Source organism: Pantoea sp. E956-1 (assembly GCF_982223955.1).
The window spans coordinates 1,414,956-1,428,057 of sequence record NZ_CEUYZP010000001.1; the positions used below are offsets into that span (position 1 = coordinate 1,414,956).

General features: G+C 55.4%; 12 protein-coding genes. 7 read left to right on the forward strand and 5 right to left on the reverse strand.

From position 1 onward, the window contains the following. Nucleotides 1–80: 80 nt before the first annotated feature. The 5 genes from ppk1 to mgtE all read left to right on the forward strand — a co-directional run bounded on the left by ppk1 (nt 81) and on the right by mgtE (nt 6,185). Nucleotides 81–2,141, forward strand: coding sequence for a polyphosphate kinase 1 (ppk1, locus tag AC0T7J_RS06780; protein ID WP_473793010.1), 2,061 nt, complete (start codon nt 81–83; stop codon nt 2,139–2,141). A gap of 5 nt (nt 2,142–2,146) precedes the next feature. Then, nucleotides 2,147–3,673 carry an exopolyphosphatase gene (ppx, locus tag AC0T7J_RS06785; protein WP_010260078.1) on the forward strand — a complete coding sequence of 509 codons (1,527 nt, stop codon included), beginning with the start codon at nt 2,147–2,149 and terminating at the stop codon, nt 3,671–3,673. A 43-nt stretch (nt 3,674–3,716) separates the two neighbouring features. Next, nucleotides 3,717–4,331 (forward strand): tellurite resistance methyltransferase TehB, encoded by a 615-nt coding sequence (tehB, locus tag AC0T7J_RS06790; protein ID WP_473793013.1) that lies wholly within the window; start codon nt 3,717–3,719, stop codon nt 4,329–4,331. A 101-nt stretch (nt 4,332–4,432) separates the two neighbouring features. Next, complete coding sequence (locus tag AC0T7J_RS06795) at nt 4,433–4,618, forward strand: YfgG family protein (RefSeq protein ID WP_010671331.1); 186 nt, start codon at nt 4,433–4,435, stop codon at nt 4,616–4,618. A 133-nt stretch (nt 4,619–4,751) separates the two neighbouring features. Then, nucleotides 4,752–6,185: a magnesium transporter gene (gene mgtE / locus AC0T7J_RS06800; protein ID WP_010671330.1), complete on the forward strand. Its 1,434-nt coding sequence runs from the start codon at nt 4,752–4,754 to the stop codon at nt 6,183–6,185. A gap of 3 nt (nt 6,186–6,188) precedes the next feature. Here the strand turns inward: mgtE and AC0T7J_RS06805 are convergent, their stop codons facing one another. Continuing rightward, nucleotides 6,189–6,686, reverse strand: a complete 498-nt coding sequence (locus tag AC0T7J_RS06805; protein WP_473793015.1) for a helix-turn-helix transcriptional regulator — start codon at nt 6,684–6,686, stop codon at nt 6,189–6,191. A 20-nt stretch (nt 6,687–6,706) separates the two neighbouring features. Further along, nucleotides 6,707–6,952, reverse strand: coding sequence for a hypothetical protein (locus AC0T7J_RS06810; protein WP_473793017.1), 246 nt, complete (start codon nt 6,950–6,952; stop codon nt 6,707–6,709). Between the two features lie 193 nt (nt 6,953–7,145). On the opposite strand from AC0T7J_RS06810, the gene AC0T7J_RS06815 reads away from it, so the two are divergent. Further along, nucleotides 7,146–7,325 carry a hypothetical protein gene (locus tag AC0T7J_RS06815; protein WP_022624131.1) on the forward strand — a complete coding sequence of 60 codons (180 nt, stop codon included), beginning with the start codon at nt 7,146–7,148 and terminating at the stop codon, nt 7,323–7,325. Between the two features lie 30 nt (nt 7,326–7,355). Here the strand turns inward: AC0T7J_RS06815 and AC0T7J_RS06820 are convergent, their stop codons facing one another. The 3 genes from AC0T7J_RS06820 to guaB all read right to left on the reverse strand — a co-directional run bounded on the left by AC0T7J_RS06820 (nt 7,356) and on the right by guaB (nt 11,559). Continuing rightward, the gene (locus AC0T7J_RS06820) at nt 7,356–8,129 is read right to left on the reverse strand and encodes a DUF3750 domain-containing protein (protein ID WP_473793020.1); all 774 of its coding nucleotides are present in this window, start codon (nt 8,127–8,129) and stop codon (nt 7,356–7,358) included. Nucleotides 8,130–8,443: 314 nt separating this feature from the next. After that, complete coding sequence (guaA, locus tag AC0T7J_RS06825; protein WP_022624130.1) at nt 8,444–10,024, reverse strand: glutamine-hydrolyzing GMP synthase; 1,581 nt, start codon at nt 10,022–10,024, stop codon at nt 8,444–8,446. A 68-nt stretch (nt 10,025–10,092) separates the two neighbouring features. Continuing rightward, the gene (guaB, locus tag AC0T7J_RS06830) at nt 10,093–11,559 is read right to left on the reverse strand and encodes an IMP dehydrogenase (protein ID WP_039390792.1); all 1,467 of its coding nucleotides are present in this window, start codon (nt 11,557–11,559) and stop codon (nt 10,093–10,095) included. Nucleotides 11,560–11,727: 168 nt separating this feature from the next. On the opposite strand from guaB, the gene xseA reads away from it, so the two are divergent. Further along, on the forward strand, nt 11,728–13,101 hold the full coding sequence (gene xseA / locus AC0T7J_RS06835; protein WP_473793022.1) for an exodeoxyribonuclease VII large subunit: 1,374 nt from the start codon (nt 11,728–11,730) through the stop codon (nt 13,099–13,101). The last annotated feature ends 1 nt before the right edge of the window (nt 13,102 follow it).

Consider the following 13,102-nt stretch of genomic DNA (forward strand, 5'->3'; position numbering starts at 1 on the left):
TTGGACAACGCTGCCATACTCTCGCCATAATGCGGGTGGATACTGGATCTTCAGTCCTGCAACCGCTAAATGGAGTGAGAATGGGTCAGGTAAAGCTTTATATTGAAAAAGAATTAAGCTGGTTATCCTTTAATGAACGGGTTTTGCAGGAAGCAGCAGACAAAAGCAATCCACTGATTGAGCGGATGCGCTTTCTGGGTATCTACTCCAACAATCTCGACGAATTCTATAAAGTGCGTTTCGCCGACCTCAAACGCCGCATTCTGATTGGTGAAGAGCAGGGTTCCGCCAGTACGCCACGTCATCTGTTTAAGAAAATACAGCAGCGGGTGATGAAGTCCGATCAGGAGTTTGATGCGCTGTATAACGATCTGCTGCTGGAGATGGCACGTAACCAGATCTTCCTGATCAACGAACGTCAGCTCTCATCCAATCAGCAGGCATGGCTGCGCCACTACTTCAAGCACGAACTGCGTCAGCATATCTCCCCGATTCTGATCACCCATGAAACGGATCTGACCGAATTCCTTAAAGATGACTACACCTATCTGGCGGTAGAGATTATCCGCGGTGACAATATTCAGTATGCGCTGCTGGAAATTCCGTCCGACAAAGTCCCGCGTTTCATCAATTTACCGGCAGAGCCACCACGCCGCCGTAAACCGATGATCCTGCTGGATAATATCTTACGTTACTGCCTGGATGACATTTTTAAAGGCTTCTACGATTACGACGCGCTCAACGCCTATTCAATGAAAATGACGCGTGATGCCGAGTACGACCTGGTCACAGAGATGGAGTCGAGCCTGCTGGAACTGATGTCCTCCAGCCTGAAGCAGCGACTGACGGCGGAACCGGTGCGTTTCGTCTACCAGCGCGATATGCCCGACACAATGGTGTCGCTGCTGTGCCACAAGCTTTCCATCTCTAACCTTGACTCCATCCTGCCAGGCGGCCGCTACCACAACTTCAAAGACTTTATCGGCTTCCCGAACGTCGGCAAAAACAACCTGGTGAACCGCCCGCTGCCGCAGATTCGCCACATCGGCTTTGATGGTTTCCGCAATGGCTTCGATGCGATTCGCAATCGCGACGTGCTGCTCTACTACCCGTACCACACCTTTGAGCATGTGCTGGAGCTGCTGCGTCAGGCGTCGTTCGACCCCAGCGTGCTGGCGATAAAAATCAACATCTACCGCGTTGCTAAACATTCCCGCATCATGGATGCGATGATCCATGCCGCCTATAACGGTAAAAAAGTCACGGTGGTGGTGGAACTGCAGGCGCGCTTTGATGAAGAAGCCAATATTTACTGGGCGAAACGCCTGACCGAAGCGGGCGTGCATGTCATTTTCTCCGCACCAGGCCTGAAGATCCACGCCAAGCTGTTCCTGATCTCACGCCGTGAAGGCGATGAGATTGTGCGCTACGCGCATATCGGTACCGGCAACTTTAACGAGAAAACCGCGCGCCTCTATACGGACTACTCGTTGCTGACCGCGGATGCGCGCATCACCAATGAAGTGCGTCGGGTGTTCAACTTTATTGAGAATCCCTATCGGCCCGTGACGTTCGATCATCTGATGGTTTCGCCGCAGAACTCGCGCCGGATGCTGTATGAGCTAATCGACACCGAAATTGCTAATGCGCAACAGAATAAGCCCTGCGGCATTACTCTGAAAATCAACAATCTGGTGGACAAAGGTCTGGTTGATCGGCTTTATACAGCCTCCAGCGTAGGGGTGAAGGTCAATCTTCTGGTGCGCGGAATGTGCTCATTAATCCCTGACTTGCCCGGGATCAGTGAAAATATTCGTGTCATCAGTATTGTTGACCGTTATCTGGAACACGATCGCGTCTATATTTTTGAGAATGGCGGCGATAAGAAGGTGTTCCTCTCCTCCGCTGACTGGATGACACGTAACATTGATTACCGCATCGAAGTGGCAGTGGCGATCCTCGATCCCCACATCCGGCAGCGCATACTCGACATTATTGCTATTCAGTTGAGTGATACGGTGAAAGCCCGCATCGTCGATAAAGAGTTGAGTAACCATTACGTCCAGCGCGGCAATCGTCGTAAAGTGCGCTCGCAGCTGGCCATCTATGATTACATCAAGAAACTGGAACAACCTGAATAAATCCTATGCCAATTTCTCATAAAAGTACGCCAAAACCCCAGGAGTTTGCGGCGATTGACCTGGGCTCGAACAGTTTCCATATGGTGATTGCGCGGGTTGTCGATGGTGCGATGCAGGTACTGGGCCGCCTTAAGCAGCGCGTCCATCTGGCTGACGGGCTGGATGCCCGGCACAACCTCAGCGAGGAAGCGATGGAGCGGGGGTTAGCCTGCCTGGCCCTGTTCGCCGAGCGCTTGCAGGGGTTCAGTCCCAGCAACGTGACGATTGTCGGTACCCATACGCTGCGCGAGGCGGTCAACGCTGAAACCTTCCTGCAACGCGCTGCCGAAGTGATCCCCTATCCGATCGAGGTGATTTCGGGCCATGAAGAAGCGCGTCTGATCTTTATGGGCGTTGAACATACCCAGCCGGAGAAAGGCCGCAAGCTGGTAATCGATATCGGCGGCGGCTCCACCGAGCTGGTCATTGGCGAGGATTTTGAACCGCAACTGGTTGAGAGCCGACGCATGGGTTGCGTCAGTTTCGCCCAGCTCTATTTCCCGAAAGGTGAAATCAGCCGTGAAAACTTCCGTCGCGCCCGTTTAGCGGCCGCGCAGAAGCTGGAAACGCTGGCGTGGCAATATCGTCTGCATGGCTGGCAATATGCGCTGGGCGCGTCCGGCACCATTAAAGCCGCCTGCGAAGTGCTGCTGGCGATGGATGAAAAAGAGAAGCTGATTACGCCTGAGCGCCTCGAAAAGCTCTATGACGAGGTGATGAAACACAAATCTTTCGCTGCACTCAGCCTGCCGGGTCTGTCGGAAGAGCGCAAAGGGGTATTTGTACCCGGGCTGGCGATTCTCTGTGGCGTCTTTGATGCGCTGGCGATTCGCGAGTTACGCCTCTCCGACGGTGCGCTGCGTGAAGGCGTGCTCTATGAGATGGAGGGTCGTTTCCGCCATCAGGATATTCGCAGCCGCACCGCGCAGAGTCTGGCGAACCATTACGCTATCGACAGCGATCAGGCACGACGCGTGCTGGACACCACCGAGCAGCTTTATCTGCAGTGGCGCGAGCAGAATCAGAAACTGGCAAATCCGCAACTGGCCGCACTGCTGAAATGGGCGGCGATGCTGCACGAAGTGGGCCTGACCATCAATCACAGCGGCCTGCAACGTCATTCGGCTTATATCCTGCAAAACACTAACCTGCCGGGCTTCAATCAGGATCAGCAAATGCTGCTGGCGGCGCTGGTCAGATTCCATCGTAAAGCGATAAAGCTTGATGAACTGCCGCGCGTGACGCTGTTCAAGAAAAAGCAGTTTGTGCCGCTGATTTTCCTGCTGCGCCTGGGTACTCTGCTGAATAATCAGCGGCAGGCCACCACGCGCCCGGAGGCGTTAACCCTGAAATGCGATGACGGCCACTGGACGCTGACCTTCCCGGCGGGCTATTTCACGCAGAACAACCTGGTTCAGCTCGATCTTGAACGGGAGCAGGTTTACTGGAACGACGTCACGGGATGGAAACTGATCCTCGAAGAAGAAGTCTGACAACCTGGGCGCCTGGCGCCCACATTTAACTGAATTGATGAATATGACACAACCAACCGCAACACTTTCAGGCGAAAACTATTTTGCCGAAACCTATGGCCTGACGCCGCCCCACTCCGAAGTGGTTGCGGCGCTGCCCCAGCTTAACGTCGGCAAGGCGCTTGACCTTGGCTGTGGCGTGGGACGCAATACGCTGTTTCTGAATCAGCACGGTTTTGACGTCACGGCGTGGGATCACAATCCGCAAAGCCTGGCGCGCCTGCAGGAGATTATTGCGCAGGAAAATCTCAGCGGCATTCATACCGAGCAGCGCGACCTGAACAACACACGCTTTAATGGCGGCTTCAACTTTGTGCTGTCGACCGTGGTGATGATGTTCCTGCAGCCGCAAACCATTCCACAGCTGATTGCCGACATGCAGGCCTGTACGGTGAGAGACGGTTTTAACCTGATTGTGGCGGCGATGAACACGGAAGATATGCCCTGCCCGGCTGATTTCGCCTTTGCGTTTAAGTCAGGTGAGCTTAGCCACTACTACCGTAACTGGCACATCCTGAAGTACAACGAGCACCCCGGTCAGTTGCATCGCACAGATGAACATGGCAACCGTATCACCTGTCGCTTTGCTACACTGCTGGCGCAAAAAGCGAGTTGCTGATTTTTATCTGCTGTTTTTTTCAACAGCGATTGATTTCATCAGGCGACTGTGACTAAATATTGCAGTCGCCCATAATGGGCTCATTACAGGAACCACCCCGCGTGAACAGCGCTATTTCTCCCCGAAGACGTCAAAAAACCGGCACCATGACCCGCATTGTGCTGCTGATTAGTTTTATCATTCTTTTTAGTCGCCTGATTTTTATCCTGCCTGCTGCTTTCGAGCATCATCAGCAACAGAAAGCTATTCCTGAACCGGTTGCCATAACATCAGGCGATACGCGCTAACGAATACTGACTTTTCGCCTGAAACGCATCTGATACGTAAATGTTATCCAGATAACTGGACTCTTTTTTGCATCCCTTTTTCAGGCGAAACGCTACACTTCGTGCTGGTGCTTTCAGACTTAAGGGATTCAATGTGTCTGCCTCTCACTCTCAACGTTTAAGTGAAATACGTCATCGCATTCTGACGCTGCTGCTCAGCGAGCACGATCTGGTTGATGCCCTGCTGGAGAAATCCGGCGATCTCAATCCTGAACAGCAACGTGAAAATGCGGCCCAGCGTGACGCGCTGGAACAGGACATCCTGCAACTGCATGCCGCTGACCTCGCGGATATTCTCGAAGCCCTGCCCGAAGAAGAACGTCAGGCGCTGTGGCGGCTGGTGCCGAACGAGCGGCGCGGCCATGTGCTGGTTGAAGCGTCTGAAACGGTCTGGGCCAGCCTCACCGAAGAGATGAGCGACCGTGATATCCTGCGTGCTATCCAGCCGCTGGATATCGACGATCAGGTCTGGCTGGCGCGTTATCTGCCACGTGACCTGACCGGGCGCCTGCTGGCAACTGTGGAGCCCGCCCTGCGCGCCCGCATGCTCGATATGGTGCAGCTTGACCGTGACCGCGTGGGCCGGGTGATGGATTTCAATATCCTGACGGTGCGTGAAGATGTCACGCTTGCAACAGTGCAACGCTTTCTGCGCAAGCGCAAAAGCATGCCGGGCGGTACCGATAAACTCTTTATCACCAATAAAGATAATCAGCTGCTGGGCGAGCTGCTGCTGACGGACATCCTGCTTAACAAACCCAAAACCCTGGTGAGCGACGTGATGAACGCGCGCCCTACCACCTTCCAGCTTAACGATAAGGCCGAAGACGCTGCCAGCGCCTTTGAACGTTATAACCTCATTTCAGCCGCCGTTACCGACGCGAAGGGCAAGCTGATTGGCCGTGTGACCATTGAAGACATCATCGACCTGGTGAATGCCGAAAACGAAAGCAACATTCGTAAAATGGGGGGTATCAGTCAGGAAGAGGATGTGTTCGCGCCGGTGCGAAAATCGGTCCGTAAACGCTGGGCCTGGCTGGCGATTAACCTTTGTACCGCCTTTGTCGCCTCCCGGGTTATCGGGCTGTTTGAAGGGACGATTTCGCAAATTGTGGCCCTGGCGACGCTTATGCCGATCGTCGCAGGTATCGGCGGCAATACCGGTAATCAGACCATCACCATGATTGTGCGGGCGCTGGCCTTACATCAGGTTGAACCGGGCAACTTCTCGTTTCTGATTGTTCGTGAACTTGGCGTGGCGCTGATCAATGGCCTGTTCTGGGGCGGCATCATGGGCGGCATCACCTGGCTGATGTATGACAATATGGCGCTGGGCGGCGTTATGATGCTGGCCATGGCGCTTAACCTGCTGCTGGCCGCGCTGATGGGCGTGCTGGTGCCGCTGGTCATGACTAAAATGAATCGCGATCCCGCCGTCGGCTCCAGCGTATTGATCACCGCCCTTACTGACACTGGCGGCTTCTTTATTTTCCTGGGGCTGGCGACGATCTTCCTGCTGCCGCACTAATCGTCAGGCTTGCAGGCCGTAACGTTGCAGCGACCCGTTAAGATTGCGCTGCCGCGTTACCTGTGCCAGCTCTCGGGTCGCCGCAGGCAGCGTATAGTTACCACGCTGACTCAGCCACTCCAGCACATCCGCTAAGTGCCAGATGGCGGTTTTACCGTCATGCACCGGCAGCGGAAACGGCGGGCGGTGGCTGAGCATCAGCTTACGCATATTCTGACGCGTCATGCCGATGATCTCCGCCACATCCGTCAATCCCACAAAATCGGGTGCGGCTTCCACCAGCGTGGCACCCGGTATCGCACGCAGCACATCCTCTTCTGCCTGTTTCAATACATCCATTGCGGAGTCAGACTCGCGGGTGAACTCCAGTGCAATTCTGCCCGGCATGCCCAGGCCGATTAGCGCATCATCACAGCCTGCCGCTACCAGAGTTTCCAGCAGTTCATCCACCGGCGCGTGCCCTTCCGGCAGGCTGAACCGTAATGTGAAACAATATTCCATATGCTTCTCCTTGTGCTGCATCAGGACTTCAGATAGTGACAGTTGTCGACCACGCGCCGCAGCGCACGGGCATGCTGATGTGCGTTTTTTGGTGTGCTCCAGATACAGGTCAGACAAAACTCCCCACATCGGCACATCAACAGATTTTTCGGACAGTACATTTTGCCCCAGGCGTGATAGCCTCCCGTGACGACCAGCCAGCCATGGGATTCGGCGTAACGTAACGCTGTTTCGATCTCTTTGTTGGGATGCCGCTTCCTTGCCATGTTTTTCCCTATCCTGACGCTGAATTGATAAGTTGTCAACTGACAACCTGATGAAATTATCTTAGTGCGGCTCAGCATGCGCAGACTTTTTCTCGCAGTAAAACAGTCAGGGTATAAACTGGAAAACGTCACACAAAAAACGATCAGCGCCAGAAGTCATCTGGCAGCAGAAACGATTAACAACGGAGGCAATATGTTTAAAGCAGAGGATTTTGTTCAGTCGAAAACCGGCGGCCCAAAAATGCAGGTGCTGCGCGTAGAAGGCGACACCTTATGGTGTGCACGCGTTGATGATGCAGCGAAAAAAGAGATCGAAGTGAAAGCAGAAAGCGTCAATCTCTATCACGAAGAGGGTGACTTTGGCGTGTGCTGAGGTGAAACGGCCCCTGACGGGGCCAGACTGTCAGGGCTTATCATGCTGAAGGTTGTCATTTCCCAGGCCGCCAATAAACGGCAGACGCAGCCGGAACGGTGTGAAATCGAGTCCCATATTCAGGCCCAGCAGATTTACTTCAAATCCCTCTTCTGCACCCAGCGTCACTCCCGCCACGCCCAGAATCGACACCTGCAGGCCGCGCCCGGATGGCGGCAGCCCGACCGGACGCCACAGTGGCCGGTAATCTTTACCCAGCGCATTAGCGGGCAGATCAAGCCTTAAAGCGGGTACTTCGCGGCCAATATGCGCCAGGAAGGTGTTGCTGTTCGGTCCTGGCCAGGCGCGGTAGGTTGTCGGCCACGGATAGGATTTAATGGCGGCTTCAATCTGCGGGATCATCGCTTCTGCTTCCGGTCCGCGATGTTCCACCAGCAGCCGCGGTTTTGCGCCATACCAGTAGCCATCAGGCAGGTTGGTGTTGCGCCGGACTTTATCGCCGCTGCCCCAGCTAATCACTTCGTAGCGAGTGAAGCGCGTTTCACCTGCGCGCTTGAAGATGATCCACGGATGCACCGCCACCGCCCCTTTCCAGCCATAGGTCGGCGCAGCATAGACCTGTACAATAGCCAGGCTATATAAAGCGCGCGGGTCGGGCGCTATCCCGGACGAATCACGTCGGGCGGTCGCCCAGCCGCCCGGCTCTGCGGTTTCGCTGTGACGCGTCGCCTGCGCAATGCTGGCTCCCAGCGATAGCAGCAGTACGGCAACAAAAAACAGGCTGAACACTTTAAGTGAGAGCATGACAACATTCCTGGTGACGTAAGAATCGCGAAACGCCTGATCAGCAGGCGGTTTCAGTAAGCGGCGGCTTTGGGATACGGATGATCGGTGAAAGCGGCGGGTAAAAGCGGGACACTAACATCAACTCTGGCACATGAGCTTTTACTGCAGAGGAGAATAGCGCAATTTCCGGCAAAATGAACAATAAAACGCCAGCGGCGAGGCGGGTTGCGCTGAAAAGTTAAAACAGCGAGTCTGCGCACGGTCAAAGCAATAAAAAAGCCCGCTGGAGAGCGGGCTTCAGAATTATCAGGGATTAACTGGCTGAGGCCAGGTTATTCCCACTCAATCGTCGCTGGTGGCTTGCCGCTGATGTCATACACCACGCGGGAGATGCCGTCGACTTCATTGATGATGCGGTTAGAGACACGACCCAGGAACTCATACGGCAGGTGCGCCCAGTGTGCGGTCATAAAGTCGATGGTTTCCACCGCACGCAGCGAGACAACCCAGTCATATTTACGGCCATCGCCCATCACGCCGACTGAACGTACCGGCAGGAAGACGGTGAAGGCCTGGCTGACTTTGTTGTAGAGATCCGCTTTATGCAGCTCTTCGATGAAGATGGCATCGGCACGGCGCAGCAGGTCGCAATACTCTTTCTTCACTTCGCCCAGCACGCGCACGCCCAGACCTGGGCCCGGGAACGGATGGCGATAGAGCATGTCGTAAGGCAGGCCCAGCTCCAGACCAATCTTACGCACTTCATCTTTGAACAGCTCACGCAGCGGCTCAACCAGGCCCATCTTCATCTCTTTCGGCAGGCCACCGACGTTGTGATGCGATTTGATGACGTGCGCCTTACCGGTTGCAGAGGCCGCCGACTCAATGACATCCGGATAGATGGTGCCCTGTGCCAGCCACTTAACGTCCTGCAGCTTCAGCGCTTCTTCATCGAAGACTTCCACAAAGACGCGACCGATAATTTTACGTTTCGCTTCCGGCTCATTCTCACCCGCCAGCGCATCGAGGAAGCGCGCTTCGCCTTCAACGTGAATAATGTTGAGACCGAAATGGTCGCCAAACATATCCATAACCTGTTGTGCTTCGTTCAGGCGCAGCAGGCCGTTATCCACGAACACGCAGGTCAGACGGTCGCCAATGGCGCGATGCAGCAGCATTGCCGTCACGGAGGAGTCAACACCGCCTGACAGGCCGAGGATCACTTTGTCGTTGCCGACCTGCACACGCAGGCGTTCAACCGCATCTTCAATGATTTTAGCTGGCGTCCACAGGGCTTCACATTCACAGATGTCGATAACGAAGCGTTCAAGCATCCGCAGGCCCTGGCGGGTATGGGTCACTTCCGGGTGGAACTGCACGCCGTAGAAACGCTTCTCTTCGTTAGCCATGATGGCGAACGGACAGGTTTCTGTGCTGGCAACGGTCACGAAGTCAGCCGGGATTGCCGTGACTTTGTCACCGTGGCTCATCCAGACATCCAGCAGCGGTTTACCGGCTGCGCTGATCGCATCTTCGATATCACGAACCAGGGCGCTTGGGGTCGTCACTTCGACCTGCGCATAACCAAACTCGCGCTCGGTTGAGCCAGCAACGGTGCCGCCCAGCTGCATCGCCATCGTCTGCATACCGTAGCAGACACCCAGCACCGGCACGCCAGCACTGAAGACATATTCAGGCGCACGCGGGCTGTTCAGTTCGGTGGTGCTTTCCGGGCCACCGGAAAGGATAATGCCGCTTGGATTGAACTGGCGAATCTGCTCTTCGGTGACATCCCATGCCCAGAGTTCACAGTAAACGCCCAGCTCGCGCACGCGACGTGCAACAAGCTGAGTATATTGTGAGCCGAAATCGAGAATCAGAATGCGATGCTTATGGATATTTTCCGTCGTCATTGAGGGTTTTCCAGAACGGTGACTTAATCAATAAAAGCGCCCGGCTGAAGCCGGGCGGGAAATCGGGATTATGAACCCATGCGGTAGTTCGGTGACTCTTTGGTGATGGTCACATCATGCACGTGGCTCTCATTGATGCCGGCACCGCTGATGCGGACAAACTCCGCCTTAGTGCGCAGGTCATCAATGGTCGGGCAACCGGTCAGGCCCATGCACGAGCGCAGGCCGCCCATCTGCTGATGCACGATCTCTTTCAGACGGCCTTTATAGGCCACGCGACCTTCGATACCTTCCGGTACCAGTTTGTCAGCGGCGTTATCGGTCTGGAAGTAGCGGTCAGAAGAGCCTTTAGACATCGCGCCCAGTGAACCCATACCGCGATAAGATTTGAACGAACGGCCCTGATAAAGTTCGATTTCGCCCGGTGACTCTTCGGTCCCCGCCAGCATCGAACCGACCATGACACAGGACGCACCGGCAGCGATCGCTTTCGCGATGTCACCGGAGAAACGGATACCGCCATCGGCAATCACCGGAATACCGGTGCCTTCCAGCGCGGTCACTGCGTCAGAGACAGCAGTGATCTGCGGAACGCCCACGCCGGTCACGATACGGGTAGTACAGATAGAGCCCGGGCCGATACCCACTTTAACGGCGCTGACACCTGCCGCAACCAGCGCCAGTGCGCCGGCACCGGTGGCTACGTTGCCGCCGACTATTTCAAGGTCCGGGTATTTGGCACGGGTTTCACGGATACGTGACAGCACGCCTTCAGAATGGCCGTGTGAAGAGTCAATCAGCAGCACGTCAACGCCCGCTGCAACCAGCGCATCGATACGCTCTTCGTTACCTGCACCTGCGCCAACTGCCGCACCGACACGCAGACGACCCTGCGCATCTTTACAGGCGTTAGGTTTACGTTCGGCTTTCTGGAAATCTTTAACGGTGATCATGCCCAGAAGATGGAAGCTGTCATCCACCACCAGCGCTTTCTCAACGCGCTTTTCATGCATTTTGTGCAGCACGACATCGCGCGCTTCGCCCTCTTTCACCGTCACCAGACGATCTTTCGGGGTCATGACTGCAGAGACAGGCTGTGAAAGGTCAGTGACAAAGCGCACGTCACGACCGGTAATGATACCCACCAGTTCGTTGTCGCGGTTCACTACCGGATAACCGGCGAAACCGTTGCGCTCGGTCAGCGCTTTAACATCAGCCAGTGGGGTGGTTGGCAGGACGGTCTGTGGTTCAGTCACCACGCCGCTTTCATGTTTCTTCACCTTGCGCACTTCATCCGCCTGGCGTTCGATTGACATATTTTTATGGATGAAGCCAAGGCCGCCTTCCTGTGCCAGCGCAATCGCCAGACCTGATTCGGTGACGGTGTCCATGGCAGCGGAGAGCATAGGAATGTTTAAACGGATATTTTTGGTCAGCTGAGTGCTGAGATCGGCCGTATTCGGCAGGACGGTGGAGTGTGCAGGAACGAGCAGAACGTCGTCAAAAGTGAGTGCTTCTTTAGCGATTCTTAACATGGCAATACTCCACCTCGGGTGATTGAGAATAGATAAAATATTGCCGCGGCATTATACAGGCCGTAATCGATTGCCTCCAGCATTATTTACGAAAAACTCTTGATCCGCACTGGCAGCCCTGTAGTATCGATGAATTAACCTGCTGATTTGGAATTTGATCTTCGTCACATGTCTCTGCCACCCATCGCCAATATTTTTACCGTCAGCCGTCTCAATACGACAGTGCGTCAGCTGCTGGAGAAAGAGATGGGCCTGGTCTGGATCAGCGCCGAGATCTCCAACTTCACGCAACCGGCATCCGGTCACTGGTACTTCACGCTGAAAGATGATGGCGCTCAGGTTCGTTGTGCCATGTTCCGCAACAGCAACCGACGTGTCACCTTCCGTCCGCAGCATGGTCAGCAGGTGCTGGTGCGCGCCAACATCACTCTCTATGAGCCACGCGGTGACTATCAGCTGATTGCCGAAAGTATGCATCCGGCGGGCGAAGGCTTGCTGCAGCAACAGTTTGAATTGCTGAAAGCAAAACTGGCCACCGAAGGACTGTTTGATCCGCAGCATAAGCAACCGCTGCCGGAACCGGCGCGTCAGGTTGGGGTCATCACCTCTTCCACCGGCGCGGCGCTGCACGATGTGTTACGCGTGCTGCATCGCCGTGATCCCTCCCTGCCCGTGGTCATCTACCCGACCGTGGTTCAGGGCGTCGATGCGCCAGCGGCTATCGTCCGGGCAATTGAAATCGCCAACCTGCGCAACGAGTGCGACGTATTAATTGTCGGACGCGGCGGCGGTTCGCTGGAAGATTTGTGGAGTTTTAACGACGAACGCGTGGCGCGCGCTATCTTTGCCAGCCGCATTCCCATTGTCAGCGCGGTGGGTCATGAAACCGACGTCACCATTGCCGACTTCGTCGCCGATTTACGCGCACCCACCCCTTCCGCCGCGGCTGAAATTGTCAGCCGTAACCAGCTGGAGTTGCTGCGTCAGTTGCAGTCACAGCAACAGCGGCTGGAGATGGCGATGGATTACTACCTGGCACGTCAGCAGCGGCTCTATTCCCGCCTTGAACATCGTCTGCAACAGCAGCATCCGCAGCTGCGTCTGGCCCGTCAGCAGACCGCCCTGTTCCGCCTGCAGCAGCGTCTGGGTGACGCGATGGAAACCCGCCTGCGTCAGGCCACGCGTCAGCAGGACCGCCTGTCGCACCGGCTCAACGCCCAGCAGCCTCAGCAGCGGCTGTTCGAGGCGCAAAAACAGCTGCAAAGCTGGCACTACCGTCTGCAGCAGAGCATGACAAAACAGCTGAGCACCAGCAAACAGCACTTTGGTCAGTTGGTGGCGCAACTGGAAGGCGTCAGCCCGCTGGCGACGCTGGCGCGTGGTTTTAGCGTGACCACCGACACCGCCGGACAGGTAGTGAAAAAAACCGCACAGCTCCAGAGCGGCGACCTTATGCGCACCCGTCTTGATGATGGCTGGGTTGAAAGCCAGGTGACGCAGCTACTGCCTGAGAAAAAGCGCCGCCGCAAAATCGCTTCCTGAC

What these genes read in the sequence shown, in the direction of transcription:
- xseA (WP_473793022.1), top strand. Translation starts at nt 11,728, where the DNA reads ATGTCTCTGCCACCCATCGCCAATATTTTTACCGTCAGCCGTCTCAAT.
- AC0T7J_RS06815 (WP_022624131.1), top strand. Translation starts at nt 7,146, where the DNA reads ATGTTTAAAGCAGAGGATTTTGTTCAGTCGAAAACCGGCGGCCCAAAA.
- AC0T7J_RS06810 (WP_473793017.1), bottom strand. Translation starts at nt 6,952, where the DNA reads ATGGCAAGGAAGCGGCATCCCAACAAAGAGATCGAAACAGCGTTACGT.
- AC0T7J_RS06805 (WP_473793015.1), bottom strand. Translation starts at nt 6,686, where the DNA reads ATGGAATATTGTTTCACATTACGGTTCAGCCTGCCGGAAGGGCACGCG.
- tehB (WP_473793013.1), top strand. Translation starts at nt 3,717, where the DNA reads ATGACACAACCAACCGCAACACTTTCAGGCGAAAACTATTTTGCCGAA.
- AC0T7J_RS06820 (WP_473793020.1), bottom strand. Translation starts at nt 8,129, where the DNA reads ATGCTCTCACTTAAAGTGTTCAGCCTGTTTTTTGTTGCCGTACTGCTG.
- guaA (WP_022624130.1), bottom strand. Translation starts at nt 10,024, where the DNA reads ATGACGACGGAAAATATCCATAAGCATCGCATTCTGATTCTCGATTTC.
- guaB (WP_039390792.1), bottom strand. Translation starts at nt 11,559, where the DNA reads ATGTTAAGAATCGCTAAAGAAGCACTCACTTTTGACGACGTTCTGCTC.
- ppx (WP_010260078.1), top strand. Translation starts at nt 2,147, where the DNA reads ATGCCAATTTCTCATAAAAGTACGCCAAAACCCCAGGAGTTTGCGGCG.
- ppk1 (WP_473793010.1), top strand. Translation starts at nt 81, where the DNA reads ATGGGTCAGGTAAAGCTTTATATTGAAAAAGAATTAAGCTGGTTATCC.